This window comes from Streptomyces sp. CA-106110, from assembly GCF_050936285.1.
In the GTDB taxonomy this organism is placed as follows: domain Bacteria; phylum Actinomycetota; class Actinomycetes; order Streptomycetales; family Streptomycetaceae; genus Streptomyces.
In genome coordinates, this window is sequence record NZ_JBNJNB010000002.1 from 494,048 (window position 1) to 510,826 (window position 16,779).

Consider the following 16,779-nt stretch of genomic DNA (forward strand, 5'->3'; position numbering starts at 1 on the left):
CTCGAGGTACGGGGACCGTCCACACTCTACAGCATCGACCTCGCCGTGTATCGCGATTGACAGTGCTTTCATCGTCATGCTTATCTTCTGATGCTTCCGCTTGGCAGCGCAGCTCGAGAGCTGCCATGCCGGCGTTCCGACCGCATTCCGATGCTTTCTTACGCAAACGGGGGAACCCACGCATGTCCACGCCTCCCTGGGCCCAACAGCCGCATCAGCCCGGTCAGCAGCCTCCTTTCCCGGCTCAGCCGGTGCCGCCGAAGAAGAGCAAGACCAAGACCTATGCCGGGGCCGGCTGCCTCGGTGTCGTCGGCGTCCTGGTCCTCGGCGGCGTCATCTCCGCTGCCGGCGACAAGTCCGGCGACAGCGCCGACAAGCCGGCCCCCGCGCCCTCCCACACGGGCAACGGCGCCAAGACCGCCGCCCCGCACGCTGCGGCCAAGAAGCAGACGCCGCAGACCGTCACCTACGTCGTCACCGGCACCAGCGGCGCCGACGTCCAGTACGGCCCGGCCGGGTCCTCCGCCCAGGGCAAGGTGCCGATGAACGCGACCAAGCCGCTGGGGAACCCGCAGTACTACTCGATCACCGCTCAGCTTCAGGGCGCCGGCCACGTCACCTGCCAGCTGAAGGTCAACGGCAAGGTCATCTCGCAGTCCACCGCGTCGGGCGGCTACAACCTCGCCTCCTGCGAGATCAGCAAGGACCCCTTCAGCGGCAAGTGGACCGACACCAACGCCGGCTGACGAACCACCCCCAACCCCTCAGCCGGCCTCCGAGCGCGGCGAGAGACTCCGGTCCCCCGCCGACCACCGCCGCGCCGCGACCCGGCCACCACCGCCTGCGCGGCCTTCACCCCGCCCGACCCCTACACGAAGGACACCAGTGAACCGGCCCAAGGTCATCGCCATCACCGCCTGCGGGTTGACCGCCCTGTCCATCACCGCCGCCACGGTGGACCACGTCAGCTCCCACACCGCGCTCGCAGCCGCCCGCCGCCAGGCGGCCGCAGCCGACCACCGCGCCCAGCAGGCCGCATCCCGCCCGCCCAAAATCGTCACCCACACGGTCACCAAGACGGTGGACAAGCCCGTCTTCGGCCGCTCCACCCTCCTGGGCGCCTACGCGGCCGGCACCATCTCCGGCGGCGTCTACACGGACGACGGCAACCTGACCTACACCGCCAGCGAGGCCACCTGCTCCCAGCAGTACGCCACGATCTCGCAGCAGCCCAACGGCGGCACCATCCACCGCGACGCCTTCATGAAGGCATGCCTCGACAACGTCAACGACACCGCCAAGACCGACCCCGCGCCCTGATCGGCCACACCCCAACGCGCAGCCGCCCCCCAGCCCCTACGCCCAGGCCTACCCCGGCGCCCGTCCCCGACCGGCGCCCGACCCGCGCCGCCCGCCACGAGGTCTTCAAGACCACCGGCTGCCAGAAGGGGGCCAAGGCCGGCTGACCGCACAGCACCCCGACGCGAAAACCCGCGACCATCACCCAGCGACAGGGAGAAGCACAGCTTGACCGAGTCCGGCGAGCCCGAGCTCACCGTCTACTACCGGCACCTGGCCGCACTGCTCAAGCGCAGCGACGACGACAACTTCCGCGCCCTGCTGGAACAGGCGCGCCGCGTCTCACGGGGCGAGTACGAGACCGGCCTGTACGACCACCAGCAGGCCTTCCGGCTCCTGTGGCACCACCTGGACCGCAACGGGTACCTGCGCCAGGCCCACCGCGACACCCACACCAGGCTCGCCTCCGGCCGCACCGCCCCAAACGAGACCGCCGACCTCGAGCTCTTCCTCACCGTCTACGCGCAAGTCCGCGCCACCGCCGCCCACACCACCTGAACCCGCGCCAAGCACCGACCCCACGCCGCAATACACCCGCCCGGTGGCGGACCGCCCCGCGCCGCCACCCACCCACCCACCCACCCACCAGAACAGGAGGAGCGCCATGGGACAGCGCTCACCACTCGCACACGCACCCCGGCCCCAGACCCGCCAGCGCCGCAGCATCTGCATCAACCAGCAGGTCAAGGCCCTGGCCGGACCGATCGGCGGACGACGTCGAGGGCGTCGGTAGCCCACTTCACGACGTGGAACGGGTCCATGCAGCGCACCACGTCCGGGCAGCGGGCGCAACGACGGCATCGATCCACTCGGCGCCGTCCGCCGACACATGCGTGATCTTCGCGGCGCGCTGAGGGCCGCAGCCGCTGGCAGGCCAGGTCAGGCACTCACGGAAGCGAAAGCGACAGAAGAGCCCGAAATCCACCACCGGCGGATCACTGCGAAACCAGCCCACTACTCCCCCAACAGCCGTCGGTCGCTCCCAGCGTGACGCACACCGACACCAAGCAACAGACCCCTCCCGTCTCCGGGCTTCCTGCTCCGCAGCCCAAGCCCCACCGGCCTGCCCAGCTCCCGGCTGTGGCGCAGGCCACCCGGCCGCCGGCACCACCTCACCCGAGCAGAAGGAGAAGTCGTCGTGGCAAAGGCTCCCGCCGTCATAGGCGTACTGACCGAACCGCCCCAGCCCACCTGGTGGAAAGCGAACCGGCACAAGGTCCTGGTCGTGATCGGCCTGCTGGTCGGCTACTGGATCGGTACCCACACCGCCGACGCCAGCTCCCCCCAGCCACGGCCCGGGCACACCCCGCCAGCCACACACTCCCCCAGCCACCAGAGTTCGAACCACGCCGCGCTTCGCCTCGCCGCTTAGTGACGGACCTGGCCGGTGACACGCCTGCCGGTCAGGTACTCGCACTGGTCACCGGCCTCATCGACGCCGCCCAATGGCTGCATGGCCACTGGTATCTGCTCGCGCCGGCCATCGCCGCGTGCTGGAGCGCCTTCGAGATGGTGGTACGCCTACTCGCGGCCAAGGCTTCGGCCCAGCGGATGGCCTTGGAACTCGTCCCCACCCGACACTTCGACCCGAGTCTGGAGGAGATCTTCCGGCGCGGTGTCCAGCTCGCCCGCGCGTCCACGGCCATGCCGTGGTGGGCACCCCGCCGGGCGAAGGCCGTGCAGATCCGACTGCGCGCGGACGGCAGTGCGCCGCTGCGCTACCGCATCGAGGGTCCAGCGGGCGGACAGCGGCTGCTGTCCATCACCCCGTTCGGGCCCGATGTCACCGTCACCCGGGCCCGGCCGATCGTCGACGAGCCGCGAAAGCACACCGTGCGCGCCGAGTTCATCCTGCGCGGCACACCCACAGCACCCTTGCGCGAGGTGCCACTCACCCCCGACCCGCTACTCCCGCGTCAGCGGCCCCGCCGTCGGCACCGTGGCCAGCCACACCGCCCGCACCCTCACCGACCTCGCCGACCACATCGGCACCGAGCAACAGCACCGCGACGCCCTCGTCCGCTGGGACCCCGAGAAGTACAGGCGCGTCCACGCCCTCACCTACGCCGACCTCGGCGACAGCCTCGCCGCCCAAGCCCGCGCCGACGAAGCCGTCGCCGCCTGGTCCCAGGCCCTCACCCTCATGGACGGCATGACCTCCGACCGCACCCGCAAGGCCATCACCTCGCTCCGCTCCGCCCTCTCCGTCTACCAGCGCCGCAAAGTACCCGGAGCCACCGAACTCGCCCGCCGCGCACGCGAAGCACTGGCCTAAGCTGCCTACCAACCGGCCGACGAAGGGACACCAACCGTGGCTCAGCCGACCACCGACGACCAGCCCAAAGCCCTCAAACCCGCCCTCGAATCCATGACCCTGCTGGTCGCCGCCGTCATCGTCCACGACCAGGCCACAGGTCGCGTCGTCCTCCTCCAACGCAGCCACAACGCCAAATTCGCCCAAGGCATGTGGGACCTGCCCGTCGGCAAGAGCGAACCCGGCGAACCCATCACCGAAACCGCGGTGCGCGAGCTGCATGAGGAGACCGGCCTGACCGTGAAACCGGAGTCTTTGAAGGTCGCCCACATCATCCACGGCGCCTGGGGCGTCGAAGCCCCAAACGGCTTCCTCACCGTCGTCTTCACCGCCCACGAATGGACCGGCGAACCCGAAAACCGCGAACCACGCAAGCACGCCCAGGTCCGCTGGGTCGACATCGATGCCATCCCCGCAAACTTCGTCGACACCACTGCCAGCGCCCTCCACCGCTACCTCACCAACGGACCCCAGGTATCGCTGGACGGCTGGACGTAGACGTTGAGGCCCTGCGCCGCGGGCCGAGCCCGGGCGGCCAACCACGGCAACCACGTCCCGCAAGGACGCAGCCCTGGTGCCCTCCCTCGACCGCCTCGGGCGCTTGATCCAAGACCTGATCTCCATCGTCTCCGGTCTCCGCAAGCGCGGTATCGGCTTCCCGTCACTCCACGAGGCGCTCGACACCACGAGGCCGGCAGGACAGGTGCGGCTGCCGCGTACCGTCGCGCCCGACCGAGTGATTCCTGTATGCCGCTCGGGCCGCAGACCAACGTGCCGCCCAAGGACGGTGGTGTCTCTTCACTACCGTCGAGGAACGCCGGCAGTTGCTGGTACCGGTAGCGGTCCTGTCCGAGAAGCGTTGAGGAGTTGAGCGTCCATGGCCGTGTGTGAGGTCTGCGGCAACGACTACGAGATGTCATTCGATGTGCACACCAAGGGAGCGGTCCACACCTTCGACAGCCTCGAGTGCGCCGCCCAGAAGATGGCGCCGACCTGCGCCAACTGCCAATGCCGCATCCTCGGCCACGGCCTCCAGGCCGACGGCCAGTTCTTCTGCTGCGCGAACTGCGCCCGCCAGCAGGGCAGGGCAGAGCTCGTCGACCACGCCTGACCCACACGAGGGGACCTGGCGTTCCTCACCGCCACCTGGACCGAGCACACGGCAGCCCCGGCATCGGATGCGTCCAGGTGCCCGGCCGCCTGCTCCCGCTCTTTTTGGACACATCGCATCGCGTTGCTCGTACGGCAGACGGATGCGTCCTTCGGCGATGTCCTCGTAGACCAGTCACAGCCGGCCCGCACCGCGCCGCTACGGCGGCCCAGCACCGCCTGCCCGGGACTGGTGATGGGGGTCTTCTTCCCGGCGCCGGCGGTAGCGGTAGGCCCACCGGTTCTTCCACCAGCCGAGCCGGTGCTCGGTCTCCTGAGGGAAGACCACCTGCAGCGCCGTTACCCCCACTCTCAGCCCCAGACTGAGCACGATGGCCTACCGCGGATCGCCGTGGGGCCGTCTACCGTAGAGGCATGGACGCGATCGTCGTCGTGTACGAGCTCGACAAGCCGGTGGGCACGCGCACCTGTCCGGGCGGGGCGCCTGGTGGGGCACGGACCGTCCGCCGGGTGCATGCGGCGCCCACCGCCCCGGGGACGCCCACCGCGACGGGACCGCGGACTCTGTGCGGCAAGGACACCTTCGCTATGGAGACGGCCTGCCCGAAGCCATCCGAGCACTCCGGGGCGCCTTGGTACCCCGCACAGTGCGCGTCCGTGGTCTGCCCCGACTGCGATGCCGTGATGACGACCTGACGGTCGTGACCCACTGCCCCGCCGTCGATGCGCCGCCGGAGGGGACCGCCGCGGCGTACTGTGGCACCCGCTCGCGGACGGCTACTTTTGGGGGATGGCCAGTTCACGGCCGCGGTAGAAACCTTCCCGCTCCTCGACGACGCACGGGGCCATGGCCGTACGCCGGCGGGCCTCCGGCTCAGAGGCCCGCCAGGAGCCGCATACCTCCTGGGAGTCCCAAAACAACACCCCGGTGATCTCCTGTCCGTCCTGGGACCAGTACGCAAAGGCGCGGCGCAGACCCTGCGGGTAGGGGTCGGGACGCCATGCCCTCTCCAACTCCCCCAACGTGCCCGGCTGAAGCCGACGCGTCGCCACCCAGACGAAGTGCTCCTCCATCGCAGCCTCCTACGCAACGCCGGTTCAGCTTGTCGGCCCCTGTCAGACCACCGCAGGTCCACAGCACTGCTTCTGCCTCGGCGGCGATCGCGGCGCTGCGGGGGGATCCGGGCGCGGTTGCAAACCGCGCCCGCCTGGTGCCGTAAGGGCTGCTTTCGCTCGTGAGGCCCCGGACGGACCATGGAAGGGGGCCCGGAGCGCGTTCGCGGCTGCGCCCCGTGTATCAGTCGGTGGTGAGAGCGATGAAGGGTTCGATCCGGATCGGGAGTGTGCGCGGGGTGACGGTGAGGGCGCACTGGAGTGTGCCGTTGATCATGCTGTTCTTCGCATACGGTCTGGCCAGCCGGACACTGCCCCGGTACACACCGGGCCTGGCGCCGGCCGCGTACGCGGTCGCCGCAGTGGCCGGCGCTCTGCTGTTGCTGGTGAGCTTGGTGGTGCACGAGGCGGCGCACGCGCTGACGGCCCGCAGGGCCGGGATAGCCGTGCGGGACATGACGCTGTGGGCGCTGGGCGGACTGACCCGGATGGACCGGCCGACGACGGCGCGGGCAGCGTTCGCAGTCGCCGTCAGCGGGCCACTCGCCAGCCTTCTGCTCGGCGGGGCTGCGATAGGAGGCTCGGCCGCGGTGGACGCGACACTCGGCTGGCGGGTACCGGTTGCCGTACTGGGCTGGCTGGGCGGCACAAACGTGCTGCTGGGCGTCTTCAACCTGCTGCCCGCCGCGCCACTGGACGGGGGCCGGGTGCTGCAGGCCGTGGTGTGGTGGCGTACGCGGGACCGCGAACGGGCCCAACGGGCGGCCGCACGCAGCGGACAGGTCGTCGGCATCATGCTGGCCCTCGTGGGGTGGGTGGCCTTCTTCAGGGGTGTGTCGGGCGGATTGTGGCTGGTGGTCATCGGCCTGTTCGTGACGAGCACCGCCGCGGCCGAACGACGGTGGGCCCAACTGTTCACGGCCTTGCGCGGCGTACGGGTGACGGAGGCGATGACCAGTCCGGTGATCGCCGGCCCCGACTGGCTGACCGTGGACCGCTTCCTGTCCGAGGTGGCCGCCCAGGCAGGGCATGCGGTGCTGCCGTTGCTGGACTTCGAGGGCCGGCCCAGCGGTGTCGTACGGCTTAACCGACTGGCCGCCGTGCCGTCCGGGCAGCGGCAGTCGCTGCGTGTACGGCACGTGGCAACCCCACTGTCGCAATGCACACTCGCCGAACCGGACGAGCTGCTGACTTCCATCCTGGAGCGCCTCGGCTCCGGGCGCGGACTGCCCATCCTGGTCATGGACGGCGGCCGACTCCGCGGAATCATCACCGCCCACGACATCGAACGGCTGTCCAAGCGGCACACGACGGACCCGGACGACGGCGCTGCACCTCCCGGCGGCAGTGTCGGCCGCCAGGGGATCGATACGTAGCCGCTTCACATCGATCTGAGCTTGTTCCTTACTCTCCGCCTGCGTCGTATGACGGTGATGGTTGGTTCCAGACGGCGTCGAACCGGCTGATGATCCGGCGGAGTCCGCGGGCACTTCGAGGTGACATGGCCTGCATCACGATGTCGAGGAGCGCGCGGGCTTCGAGAGGATTGCCGCAGCAGTACCAGTGCACGTTGCCCCACTCGCAGTCGTGCCACAGCTGGCACTCGGGGCGGTGGACGTAGTCCTTCCACAAGCGCACGGCTACGCTGACGTCTCCTGCCTGCAGATAATTGCGGGTGCGCTCGAAACGGAAGATCTCGGACAACGCACGCGAGGACAAGCCGTCGATGACTGGCTTTTCAGGACCAGCGCGGTGACGATGGACAGCGGCATCGAAGGATCATCCCAAGAGCCGTGGAGGCCGTCGCCCGCGCGGAGAAGCTGCAGGCCAGATCCGGAATCGTATTTCCGAGCGGGACAAGTTCTGCCGGCTACTGCGAGACCCGCACTCGTTGCCCGATGAGAGAGTGGCATCGTTAGGCTGCCAGCATGATTCGCGCTGTGATCTTTGATGTGGGCGAGTGCCTCGTGGACGAGACCACGGAGTACGGCACGTGGGCCGACTGGCTCGGCGTACCACGCCACACCTTCCATGCGATGTTCGGCGCTGTCATTGCTCAGGGCCGCGATTACCGCGAGACGTTCCAGGAGTTCCGGCCCGGTTTTGAGCTTTCCGCGGAGCGTGAGCGGCGTGCGCAGGCAGGGCAGCCGGAGGCCTTCGGCGAGGCTGATGTGTATCTCGACGTCCGCGATGCTCTCGCTGCCCTGCGTGCCGATGGCCTGTGGCTGGGGATCGCCGGGAATCAGACCGTGCGGGCTGGCCGCATCTTGCGGGAGCTGTTCAGCCAGGATGTGGACTTGATCGGTACCTCTGACGACTGGGGGGCCGCGAAGCCGGCGCCTGAGTTCTTTGATCGTGTCGCCGAGGCGGTGCCGGTGGACGTCGAGGAGATGCTGTATGTCGGGGACCGGGTGGACAATGACATCCGTCCGGCTCATCAGGCGGGACTGCACACGGCGCTGGTGCGGCGCGGGCCGTGGGCGACGATCCAGTGGGGCACCGAGGAAGCGGAGAAGCTCCCGACCTTCCGGGTCGAGAGCCTCCTGGAGTTGTCGGGGCTGATCTCCCAGTTCAACGGCTCAGCGCGCTGATCGCGGTCGACCAACCGTACAGCCGGTCGTCCAGCTCGCGTACGCACTGCTCGTGCTGGTGCGGGACCAATGCGCGGCGGACTTCTCGCACCCGGTCCATGCCCATCGCGTACCAAGTGCGTTCCAGGTCGTCCAGCGCGCGCAGGGCGTGTCGGCAGGCTTCGTCGGGGTTGCCGGCTGCGGCCTCAACTGCGGCCAGGTCGCCGAGGACGACGGTGCGTTGTTTGTCGTCGCTGGGGTTGAGGGCGTCGAGGACGTTCTGCAGGGTCTCGCGGGCCTGGGGCAGGTGTCCTGCCTTCAACTGGGTGTTGCCTTTGAAGGCGGCGAGCCGGACGGGGTTGAACCAGTCCAGCCATTCGGGACTGGGGTGGTCACTGCCGGCGGCGAGGACGTCCTCCGCGTGCTGAATCAGCTGGAGTGCTTTGCGGGTGCTGCCGCAGCGTGTCTCGCACTCGGCTTCGACGGCGTCCAACCATGCCAGCAGGTGCGCGCAGGCCAGGCCGCGGCGGGCGTAGGTGCGGGCAGCGGTCATCCGCTCGAGAGCCGCATCGCGCTCGCCCGCCCACGCCGGGATGAACGCGGAATGAGCGAGGATTGCGGCACCAAGGAGCGGTGCGTTGGCTTCGCCGGCTGCCTGGAGGGCACGGACGAGGGTCTGCTGCGCACGGTCGGCATTGCGGAGGTCGAAGAACTCGATGCGCGCGGCCAGCAGCCATGTTTCGCCGAGGGCGGCCGCGATGCGCTCCCGGGTCTGGCCTGCCGTCTCCAGGAGCAGGGCGCACCCCAAGGCAGCGTGTGACAAGGCGGCGGGATGGAGCGTAGCCGGGGCGACGGACCAGTACAGACGGCGGTGGGAACGGGTGACGGCCATGAAGTCCTGTGCGACCGAGGCGGGTTGCACGGGCACAGCCTGCGTGGGGACGGCGGGCAGACTCACGCCGACCGCCGTATCGGCGAGGACAGCACGGCGCGCGCGGTCGGACCCCGGCCCGTTCGATGCGGCGAACCCCAGGGACTCAAGGTCTTGACCCAGCAACCGGGTGAGAGCCTGGGCAACGTCTGGCTGCGGCCGCGGCGGGGTGTCGGATTCCCACCTGCGGACCTGCCGGACCCCCACCTTAAGTGCGTCCGCGAGGGCCTGCTGCGAGTGGTAACCGGCCGCCATGCGGGCGAACTTGAGCCTGGTGTTACCTGCGGGGCGCGCCACTGCCTCACCTCCGTCTTGAGCACTGACGCAAGTCTCACCTAAAGCCCTCTATTTGACCAGCCATCACCTTGAGAAGCTACATAAAGTCCGGTTCTGCGACACAAAAGACCTCTTGAAGTCCTCGGATCAGCCTCTGTTGAGGGCCATGGTGATACACACCCTGATCACCGTAAGCGCCGAGGAGCCGCACGATGCCGACCACCCGCTTCCCGACCGTAACCCCGCGCACCGTGACGCCCAGCCGGCATCAGCGCGGGCCAACGCGTGGTGGGCACAAGCTGGGCCCGGCCTCGACGACACCCCGTGGTGCACGCTCTGGCTCACCGGCGCAGGACACCACCAGAGCCGCGCTCTTATCCGCGTCGGACTCAGCCGTCAACGCCCGGAAAATCGACGGCACTCGCCCCTTTGCAGCACATATCCCGTGCCGAGCAGCCGGAGAGACAGCGAACCTGCACCGCAGCCTTGACCCGCGCCGGAACACAAGGCTGATGCCAGCGGCCGCGTTGGTGCAGGCCGTCCACCAGATGGTCGAGCCGCCCTGCGGATCGGAGCAGTCCCAGTGACCGCAGCAGCCCTCACGCAGCCCGTCGATATCGACACCATGCGGCAGAGCATCAGCCGCCTGATCGGGCCGGGCGCCGAGTCACCGGAGGGCGAGGAGCTGGCCTGGCTGACCGGTCTGCTGCGCGGCCACATGCAGTTGATCATCGCCGAAGTTGAGCAGGCGGCCGTGAGGCTGCCGGAGGATGACGTGCCCCGGTACTGCGCACTCGCCTGCATCGGCGAGGCCCGCGTCAAGCTGCGGGCCACGGTTGGTGACGGGCCGGACCGGGCCGTGGCGTACGCCCGGAGGCTGGCGCGCTCCCTTACGGCCTTGTGCGACCACTACGAGGCGCTGACCGGCGTGGAGATGTGTCTGGCCTGCGACAGGCCGATCAGAGATCGCGAGGACTCGGTTTCGTACGGGCATGTCAGTCCCTCCGGCGGAGCCGCCTGCGCAGGCCGCATCCACACGCGGTGCGCCCATACCGTGCGCCGCCGGTGATGAAAACCCACCGCGCCCGGTGAATACGGGCCGGGGCCCATGGTGGCCGCTTCGGGTCAGGGCCGCACCAGCACCCGCCTCACCGAAGGCTGGAGCACAGCCACGTCGGCCATCCCGCCGAGAGTGTCTCGCCAGGGTCGCAGCGGGGCGCGCCCACGCACGCCCGCCAGGCTGCCGCCCCTGAACAGGTCGAGCCTGGGGCGGGCGCCTCACCACACCCTTCAACCCTCACCTCGAATGGGAACCATCCGATGACCGCCAGCACAGCCAGCGCAGCAGACCCGGCCGCGAGCCGGCTCGTGCCCTATATCACCAGCCGCGAGGGCGAGCGCCCCGACCTGCTGCTATCGCTGCGCGGCATGCGCGGCCCCGACGGGCGCCTTCAGCTCGGCTACTGGGACGAGCTCCGTGAGGACCGAGACCTGCGCGGCGTGCTGTGGGGCCGCTGCTCCCAAACCATCGGCGCCGGCGGCCTGCCCACCGGCCGGCCACGCTGGCGGATGGTCCACCCTTCGAGGCAACGCGAGACCATGCAGCAGTTGCGCTGCCAGGTGTGCACCCAAAGCGCCCGCACCCGCCACGGCATCATCTTCCTCACCGGGCCGGGTGAGGTGCGGTCCGAGGATGCAGTGGTACGCACCGCGCAGCCACCGGTCTGCCTCGAGCACGCCCGCCTGGCCGCGGAGCAGTGTCCTCACCTCGCCGGGCGGCCAACCGTCTTTCTCGTGCACAGCGCCCCGCTGTACGGGGTGATCGGCACCCCCTACCAGTACGGCCACGGCGGTCTCCAAGCGCTGCCCACCACCGACGAGGCACTGCCCTACGGGCATCCCAGCCTCGGCTGGTTCCTCGCCTCACAGATGGTGCGACAGCTACGCGCCTACACCATCATCAGCCTGGGCGACCTCCCCGACCCGTGACCCCGCAGCTTCCTCAAGCCCCCGCCCCTTTGCCCTGGCAGCCCCCGGCCGGACGCAGGGGGGCGGGCCCCCGCCCCGGTGCCGGGCCACTCGCCCTCCCCCACCCGGCCCGGCACCGGGGACTCTCCCATCTGACGCTGGGGCTGCAGGGGTGCCTTCAGTGGTCGGCGGTGACGAGGTCTTCGAGCTGGCGGGCGAGTGCCGCGCTGGGCTGCGGGATGGTGCCCAGGCCGTCGACCTGGTCGACGGCCAGGTCCTCGACTGCGTCCCTGACGGCGTCCTCCGACACGGCCACAGCGGCATCTGGCAGGGCGAGGCGGACTTCCACTCCGCCGGGCCGGGGTGCGGCGTTGACGACCTCATGGGGCACCGGGGCGTACTGGCAGGGTTCGTCCTCGAGGGCTTCGACCTGTTTGGCCCAGTAGCGGGCGTCGCGCCATTCGCCGCGGCGTAAGTGCATGAGGTAGAGGCAGATGGCACCGGTGGCCTGGCCGCTGCCGGCGGCGTACTGGAGCCAGAACTGGGCGCCTTCCTCGCGGTCGGCCAGCATGAGCAGGCATGCGAAGGCGAGGGCGCCGCCGGGGTCGCGGGCCGTGTCGAAGCGGGCGATGCGGCGGGCGGCGTCGTCTTGGTGGATGACGCCTTGGCAGACGGCCCGGAGCTCGTCCCCGGCCTGCTCGTGCAGCAGCATGCCCTGTGCCGAGCCTGGTGGTGTGCCGACGGGTTCGGTGAGGGTGTTGATCCAGCGCAGTTCGAGGAGCTGGTCGGTGATGCGGCGGCGGGAGGCTGTGCGGTGGGCGGGGGTGTAGTCGCCGTTGATGCGGGCGCGGGCGAGGGAGTCGTCTATGGTGCGCGGCTGGTGGGGGCGCATGGGGGTGTCACTCCTCATCGTGGGTGTCCTCGCCAGCCTGAAGCCCGAGGTCTGCGGCCAGGCGGCGTTTGGCGGCGCGTCGGGTGGAGCGGACCGTTGCCTCGCACACGCCCATGACCAGGGCGGTCCGCTTGGTTGTGAATCCCAGGGCGAACTGCAGCACCATGACATCAAACTGGCGCTCCGGCAGGCGGGCCATTGCCGCATATAGGCCCAGGCCGTCTTCGAGTTCGGTAACCTGCGCGCGGAACTCGTCGCGGAAGCCGTCCAGGATCGGGTTGCAGGCCGCCCGTATGGCGCGTTCGAACGCCAGTGTCTCCAAAGCGGCCGCGTCGCGGCCCTGGGCTTCCAGCTCGCTGGCCACCCGTTCTTTCAAGAGCCTCCAGGCGAAGGCCTCGGGGTTGTCTCGTGCGGTGACCTGCTGCCAGATCACGGCCAGGAATACGAAGGTCTGGTCGACCAGTTTGTCTGCGGTGACCTGGTGGCCTAACTGCACGTAGGCGTATTCGAAGTAGGCCTGGTGGTACAGGTCGTGGAAGGCCCAGAAGGCCGGCGGCATGACGTCGCTGGGCTCGCGCAGGGCGCGCTCGCCGTGCTCGTCGGGGGGTTGACCGGTCACCGGCTGCCTCCGGCTTCGTCCAAACGGGAGGTCTCGGGGCGGGCGGGAGGCCTCTGCTGTGCGATGAGGCTTTCCGCACCGAGGCGGACCCCGGCGCCCAGCATGCGCCGCACTCCGCTGCGGACGTCGGGCGCGAACGCCCGCGCCGCGGCGGCCGAGGCCAGCAGGAGGCTGGCAGCGTCGTCCAGTGTCACGGTGTTTCCTTTTGCATCTCGCGCGGCACCGACCCGGCCTTCCCGCGCGCTCAACTGTCGGTGCCTGGAGCCTGGTTGCTCCTGGACGCCAGGAAACACCGAGCCTGGGCTGGTTCGTGCAGCGTCCTCACCAGCACTTTTTAACGGAGAGTAGCTTTCCGGTTACAGCAAACCTCGCACGCCCGTACGCACCCTCCTCCGCCGCCGCGCGCCACCCCATACGCCACCCCGGCCACCTGCACGCCTCGAACCCGCCCGGCCATCTGCCATGATTTGCGCAAATCTGCTATGCAGCCGAACGTGCATAACAAGTGACCCACATCACTTCCTTGCGACTGAACCCGGACCTGCACCACTTCCGTACGCACGGCGCCGACACCTCACCGACGGCCACCCCGGGCGGGACCCTCCGGCGGCAGCAGCCGCACCTCCACCCCCGGTTCCTCACAGGACGCAGGTCCTGCCGTCCCACCCGCGGACGATGTGAACCCCGTCGGGGCACGCCCCGTCAGCAAACGCGCCGGAAGTCGGCCGCCGAACCAATCACGATCACATCACTGCGATCAGCCCTCTCCGTCTACCAGCGGCGCAAAGAGCCCCGAGCCACCGAACTGGCCCGCCGCGCCACGGTGCGCACTCGCGGGGGTCTGATCCGAGAGCAGTCGGGTGGGTTGGTCCCACGTCAGAGAAGCCACCGCCACCGCCAACGGCATGGGTACGTGACCCGCGGTTCGCGAGGTCGCCCGACTCTCACGCAGGCTGATGCCGTTGCCCTAGGCTCGGCGGAAGTCCTAAGAGGGGGGATCAATGCAACGGATGGGCTTGTACTACCCGTACATCCACTTCCGGAATGAGCAGTGGCTGAAGCTGGCGGCACTGTACTGGCCACGGATCGCACGGGTGGTGCCACGCGGCTATGCAGTTCGAGATAGCCGCACAGCTGCGGTGCTGGCGGACGAGCTCGAATTCGTGGTCAGTGTGCCGCCGGACCATTCGGCCACCGCTGTGGCAGGGATCTTCATCGAGGCCATCGAACGCGACACATTCCAGCTAGTCAGGGAGTTCGGGGTATTCGCTGCAGACCTCGCTGTCCGTCCGAACAATGTGCACGTCACCGACGGTGCGGCCAACTCGTGGCTGCCGAACGCGCACGCCGCGGTGTACGGGTCGCCACCCCGGCCCCTGAGACGGCTCGCTGGGGTGTACCGCGATGAGGTCGCACCCCCGCTCCGGGAGGCGCTGACCGGAGCCGGTCTCGCCCTGGAGACCACCCGCGAGATCCATGTCGGCACGGCTGCCCGCGAATCAGGCCAATGGCTGGCCATGGACCCACGCCTCGCCTGGGCCTACAAATGCGCCGTCACCGCGCATCTCGCACGCGCCAACGAACTCGAACCGCTCACCGACGGGATCGCCAGCTACGCGCTGACCGAGCCATGGACCGCCGACCGTGTGCTGGAGTTGCTGAACGAACCGGCCAGTGCACCGGACAGCCCGAGGAACACAGGACACCTTGAGGACTTCGCAAGCGTGGAAGGTACGGCCGCGCAGGTCGCGATGCTCGCCATGCAACTGGTCGTGCCAGAGAACCTGCGGGCGGTACCGGCCGAGCAGATCGTCGCAGTCCGGAAGCAGTGCGGGCCGGAGTTCGACGCCTTCCGCGACGCCGTGAGCGCCGCGGCCGACGAACTTGCCGGACTGCCTCGGGAATCAGCTGATCCGGCCATCGTCGCCGCATACCTGGACCAGGTCGTAGCACGGCGCTTCAAGCAGCCGCTGGCCAATCTGCACTCAGCGATGCGCGGGCTCAACGTGGAAACTGCACTGAGCGCAGCTGCCATGAAGTTCGAACTACCAGCGGCCATCACGGCATTGGGCGGCAGCTGGTTGGCGGGGCAGCCAGCGGCCGCCGCAGCCGGCGGCCTGGCCTTCGCGCTGGTGGGACTCGGCCGCTCGTGGAGGCAAGGTCAGCAGGCCCAGCTCGGCGCCTCACCCGAGTCGTATTTGCTCCGAGTTGAGAAGGGGCTCAAGCCCCGCTCGCTGCTGGCCAGGGTGCGAAACCCACGTAGGCACGACGCGCGCACGACATAACCCAAAGGCGAACGTTGGGCCACCCGTTGAGACCGCTCTCTCTGTGGTCTACTCGGGCGCGGCAACCATCTCGGCGACCACCGGCTCCTCCACGCGACGACCGTGCGCCGGGCTGATCCGGCACCGCTTCGAATCTCCATGGGCTTTCAATTTTAAAAGGCGACGAAGCGCACTGGCTCCGTGAGCGTCCGGGCAGCGTGGGCGAGGTCGGCAAGGCGTGCCGCGAGGGTGGCCTCGGCGAGGCGTTGCGGTAGGGCGGCGTTGAATTTGAGGCCGTTGAGGGCGCGGGGGTCGACCTCGGGGAGGCAGAGCCGGTCGGCGGCGCCCGCGGTGGCTTGCTTCCACATTTGTGGGGTGAGGTCGGAGCGCAGCCGTACGTACAGGTCGTCGCCTCGTTGGAGGGGGTCGGCGATGCCGGCGAGGGTGGCGGCCAGGGTGATGTTGGCGCGGTGGCCGGCCCACGTCCACCACCGCAGGTCCTTGCCCGCCCCGTCGCGGATGATCACGTTACCGCCGGGGTGGACGGTCTCCGTGCCCTGCTCCCGCAGTTGTGCCAGGGCACCTTGCGCGCGTTTGGTGAGCGTGACCAGCGGGTCCTCGCCGAGAAGGACTTCGCGGGCGGCGCGGGTGAGGTCGTAGGAGGACATGGGCAGGCCGCCGCCGTTCCATTTGGCCTTGCCGCCGCCGTCGACGGGTTCGACGAAGCAGCGTTTGCGGTTGAAGTCGATGTAGGTGACCTGCCAGCTGCGTCCGGCAAGCAGCAGGCGTCGCGGTCCGGCGCATTCCTCGGTGAGCAGGGTCGGGTCGGTCTTGCCGATTTCGGTGCGACCGTTGAGGACGGTGAATTCGGGGGCGGCGGTGAAGACGGCGGTGAGGTTCATGAAGTGGCGGTGGCCGAAGCGGCGTTCGGCCTCGGGGCCGATGAACAGCATGCCGCCGTCCTGGTCGAGGTAACCCTCGCTGACCAGGTGCCGCAGGATGGGCTCGGCGCCCGGGCCGAAGGGGGCGAGGCCGTCCCACCACTCCTGCCAGAGTTTGTCGCCGATGCGGTGTTCTTGCAGGCACAGGGCGAGGATCTGCTGGGCGACGATGTGCCGGGGCTCGGGCGGGGGCACGACGGGTTCGACCCAGCCCCTGGACCACAGCAGCAGCAGGGCGGCGGCGCCGAGCAGACCGCTTTCGTCGACGGCCAGGAAGAGACAGTTGCGGGTGGAGCCGGGGCGTCGTCCGGTACGTCCGATGCGCTGGAGGAAGGAGGCGACGCTTGCCGGGGCGTCGATCTGGATGACGCGGTCCAAGTCGCCGACGTCGATGCCCAGTTCGAGGCTGGGCCGGGGCTTCG

The 16,779-nt window shown here is 69.3% G+C and carries 18 protein-coding genes and 5 pseudogenes; 15 read left to right on the forward strand and 8 right to left on the reverse strand.

Going from position 1 to position 16,779, the window contains the following annotated elements; all coding sequences use genetic code 11:
* The first annotated feature begins 182 nt into the window (after nt 1-182).
* From ACQEXA_RS59875 to ACQEXA_RS59885, 3 genes are all read left to right on the forward strand, one after another.
* Complete coding sequence (locus ACQEXA_RS59875; RefSeq protein WP_433135136.1) at nt 183-746, forward strand: hypothetical protein; 564 nt, start codon at nt 183-185, stop codon at nt 744-746.
* 139 nt (nt 747-885) lie between these two features.
* Nucleotides 886-1,320 (forward strand): hypothetical protein, encoded by a 435-nt coding sequence (locus ACQEXA_RS59880; protein WP_433135137.1) that lies wholly within the window; start codon nt 886-888, stop codon nt 1,318-1,320.
* Nucleotides 1,321-1,527: 207 nt separating this feature from the next.
* Nucleotides 1,528-1,857, forward strand: a complete 330-nt coding sequence (locus tag ACQEXA_RS59885; protein ID WP_433135138.1) for a hypothetical protein — start codon at nt 1,528-1,530, stop codon at nt 1,855-1,857.
* A 206-nt stretch (nt 1,858-2,063) separates the two neighbouring features.
* Here ACQEXA_RS59885 and ACQEXA_RS59890 read toward each other — a convergent pair.
* Nucleotides 2,064-2,218, reverse strand: a pseudogene (locus tag ACQEXA_RS59890) (transposase); the annotation flags it as partial.
* Between the two features lie 279 nt (nt 2,219-2,497).
* On the opposite strand from ACQEXA_RS59890, the gene ACQEXA_RS59895 reads away from it, so the two are divergent.
* The 7 genes and pseudogenes from ACQEXA_RS59895 to ACQEXA_RS59925 all read left to right on the forward strand — a co-directional run bounded on the left by ACQEXA_RS59895 (nt 2,498) and on the right by ACQEXA_RS59925 (nt 5,479).
* Complete coding sequence (locus tag ACQEXA_RS59895) at nt 2,498-2,731, forward strand: hypothetical protein (RefSeq protein ID WP_359396838.1); 234 nt, start codon at nt 2,498-2,500, stop codon at nt 2,729-2,731.
* 137 nt (nt 2,732-2,868) lie between these two features.
* A pseudogene (locus ACQEXA_RS59900) lies at nt 2,869-3,273 on the forward strand (ATP/GTP-binding protein); the annotation flags it as partial.
* A pseudogene (locus ACQEXA_RS59905) lies at nt 3,260-3,634 on the forward strand (tetratricopeptide repeat protein); the annotation flags it as partial. The pseudogenes ACQEXA_RS59900 and ACQEXA_RS59905, both read left to right, overlap by 14 nt.
* Before the next feature lie 36 nt (nt 3,635-3,670).
* A complete protein-coding gene (locus ACQEXA_RS59910) occupies nt 3,671-4,171 on the forward strand; it encodes an NUDIX domain-containing protein (RefSeq protein ID WP_433135139.1) in 501 nt (166 codons plus the stop codon).
* A 70-nt stretch (nt 4,172-4,241) separates the two neighbouring features.
* A pseudogene (locus ACQEXA_RS59915) lies at nt 4,242-4,544 on the forward strand (recombinase family protein); the annotation flags it as partial.
* A gap of 6 nt (nt 4,545-4,550) precedes the next feature.
* The gene (locus ACQEXA_RS59920; protein ID WP_433135140.1) at nt 4,551-4,784 is read left to right on the forward strand and encodes a hypothetical protein; all 234 of its coding nucleotides are present in this window, start codon (nt 4,551-4,553) and stop codon (nt 4,782-4,784) included.
* A 413-nt stretch (nt 4,785-5,197) separates the two neighbouring features.
* Nucleotides 5,198-5,479, forward strand: coding sequence for a hypothetical protein (locus ACQEXA_RS59925; protein ID WP_433135141.1), 282 nt, complete (start codon nt 5,198-5,200; stop codon nt 5,477-5,479).
* Between the two features lie 81 nt (nt 5,480-5,560).
* Here the strand turns inward: ACQEXA_RS59925 and ACQEXA_RS59930 are convergent, their stop codons facing one another.
* Nucleotides 5,561-5,857: a hypothetical protein gene (locus tag ACQEXA_RS59930; protein ID WP_433135143.1), complete on the reverse strand. Its 297-nt coding sequence runs from the start codon at nt 5,855-5,857 to the stop codon at nt 5,561-5,563.
* Between the two features lie 242 nt (nt 5,858-6,099).
* On the opposite strand from ACQEXA_RS59930, the gene ACQEXA_RS59935 reads away from it, so the two are divergent.
* Nucleotides 6,100-7,272, forward strand: a complete 1,173-nt coding sequence (locus ACQEXA_RS59935) for a site-2 protease family protein (protein ID WP_433135144.1) — start codon at nt 6,100-6,102, stop codon at nt 7,270-7,272.
* 28 nt (nt 7,273-7,300) lie between these two features.
* Here ACQEXA_RS59935 and ACQEXA_RS59940 read toward each other — a convergent pair whose 3' ends face one another.
* Nucleotides 7,301-7,600, reverse strand: a complete 300-nt coding sequence (locus ACQEXA_RS59940) for a hypothetical protein (RefSeq protein ID WP_433135145.1) — start codon at nt 7,598-7,600, stop codon at nt 7,301-7,303.
* A gap of 224 nt (nt 7,601-7,824) precedes the next feature.
* On the opposite strand from ACQEXA_RS59940, the gene ACQEXA_RS59945 reads away from it, so the two are divergent.
* Nucleotides 7,825-8,487: an HAD family hydrolase gene (locus ACQEXA_RS59945; RefSeq protein WP_433135146.1), complete on the forward strand. Its 663-nt coding sequence runs from the start codon at nt 7,825-7,827 to the stop codon at nt 8,485-8,487.
* Here ACQEXA_RS59945 and ACQEXA_RS59950 read toward each other — a convergent pair.
* Complete coding sequence (locus ACQEXA_RS59950; RefSeq protein ID WP_433135147.1) at nt 8,468-9,694, reverse strand: helix-turn-helix domain-containing protein; 1,227 nt, start codon at nt 9,692-9,694, stop codon at nt 8,468-8,470. The two genes, ACQEXA_RS59945 and ACQEXA_RS59950, sit on opposite strands and share 20 nt — an antisense overlap.
* Nucleotides 9,695-10,256: 562 nt before the next feature.
* Between ACQEXA_RS59950 and ACQEXA_RS59955 the strand changes: the two genes are divergently transcribed.
* Entirely contained in the window at nt 10,257-10,742 is a 486-nt protein-coding gene (locus ACQEXA_RS59955; protein WP_433135148.1) for a DUF6415 family natural product biosynthesis protein, read from the forward strand.
* Nucleotides 10,743-10,993: 251 nt separating this feature from the next.
* Entirely contained in the window at nt 10,994-11,662 is a 669-nt protein-coding gene (locus ACQEXA_RS59960) for a hypothetical protein (protein ID WP_433135149.1), read from the forward strand.
* A 157-nt stretch (nt 11,663-11,819) separates the two neighbouring features.
* Here ACQEXA_RS59960 and ACQEXA_RS59965 read toward each other — a convergent pair whose 3' ends face one another.
* The 3 genes from ACQEXA_RS59965 to ACQEXA_RS59975 are packed head-to-tail and all read right to left on the reverse strand — an operon-like array spanning nt 11,820 to nt 13,346.
* Complete coding sequence (locus ACQEXA_RS59965) at nt 11,820-12,551, reverse strand: hypothetical protein (protein ID WP_433135150.1); 732 nt, start codon at nt 12,549-12,551, stop codon at nt 11,820-11,822.
* Nucleotides 12,541-13,152, reverse strand: coding sequence for an RNA polymerase sigma factor (locus ACQEXA_RS59970; protein WP_433135151.1), 612 nt, complete (start codon nt 13,150-13,152; stop codon nt 12,541-12,543). Before ACQEXA_RS59970 ends, ACQEXA_RS59965 begins: the two co-directional genes overlap by 11 nt.
* A complete protein-coding gene (locus ACQEXA_RS59975; RefSeq protein ID WP_433135152.1) occupies nt 13,149-13,346 on the reverse strand; it encodes a hypothetical protein in 198 nt (65 codons plus the stop codon). The genes ACQEXA_RS59970 and ACQEXA_RS59975 overlap by 4 nt, the downstream gene beginning before the upstream one ends.
* 900 nt (nt 13,347-14,246) lie before the next feature.
* Here ACQEXA_RS59975 and ACQEXA_RS59980 point away from each other — a divergent pair.
* Nucleotides 14,247-15,437 (forward strand): DUF6236 family protein, encoded by a 1,191-nt coding sequence (locus ACQEXA_RS59980; RefSeq protein WP_433135153.1) that lies wholly within the window; start codon nt 14,247-14,249, stop codon nt 15,435-15,437.
* Between the two features lie 152 nt (nt 15,438-15,589).
* Here the strand turns inward: ACQEXA_RS59980 and ACQEXA_RS59985 are convergent.
* Nucleotides 15,590-16,765 (reverse strand): annotated as a pseudogene (locus ACQEXA_RS59985) (helicase-related protein); the annotation flags it as partial.
* Nucleotides 16,766-16,779 lie beyond the last annotated feature (14 nt).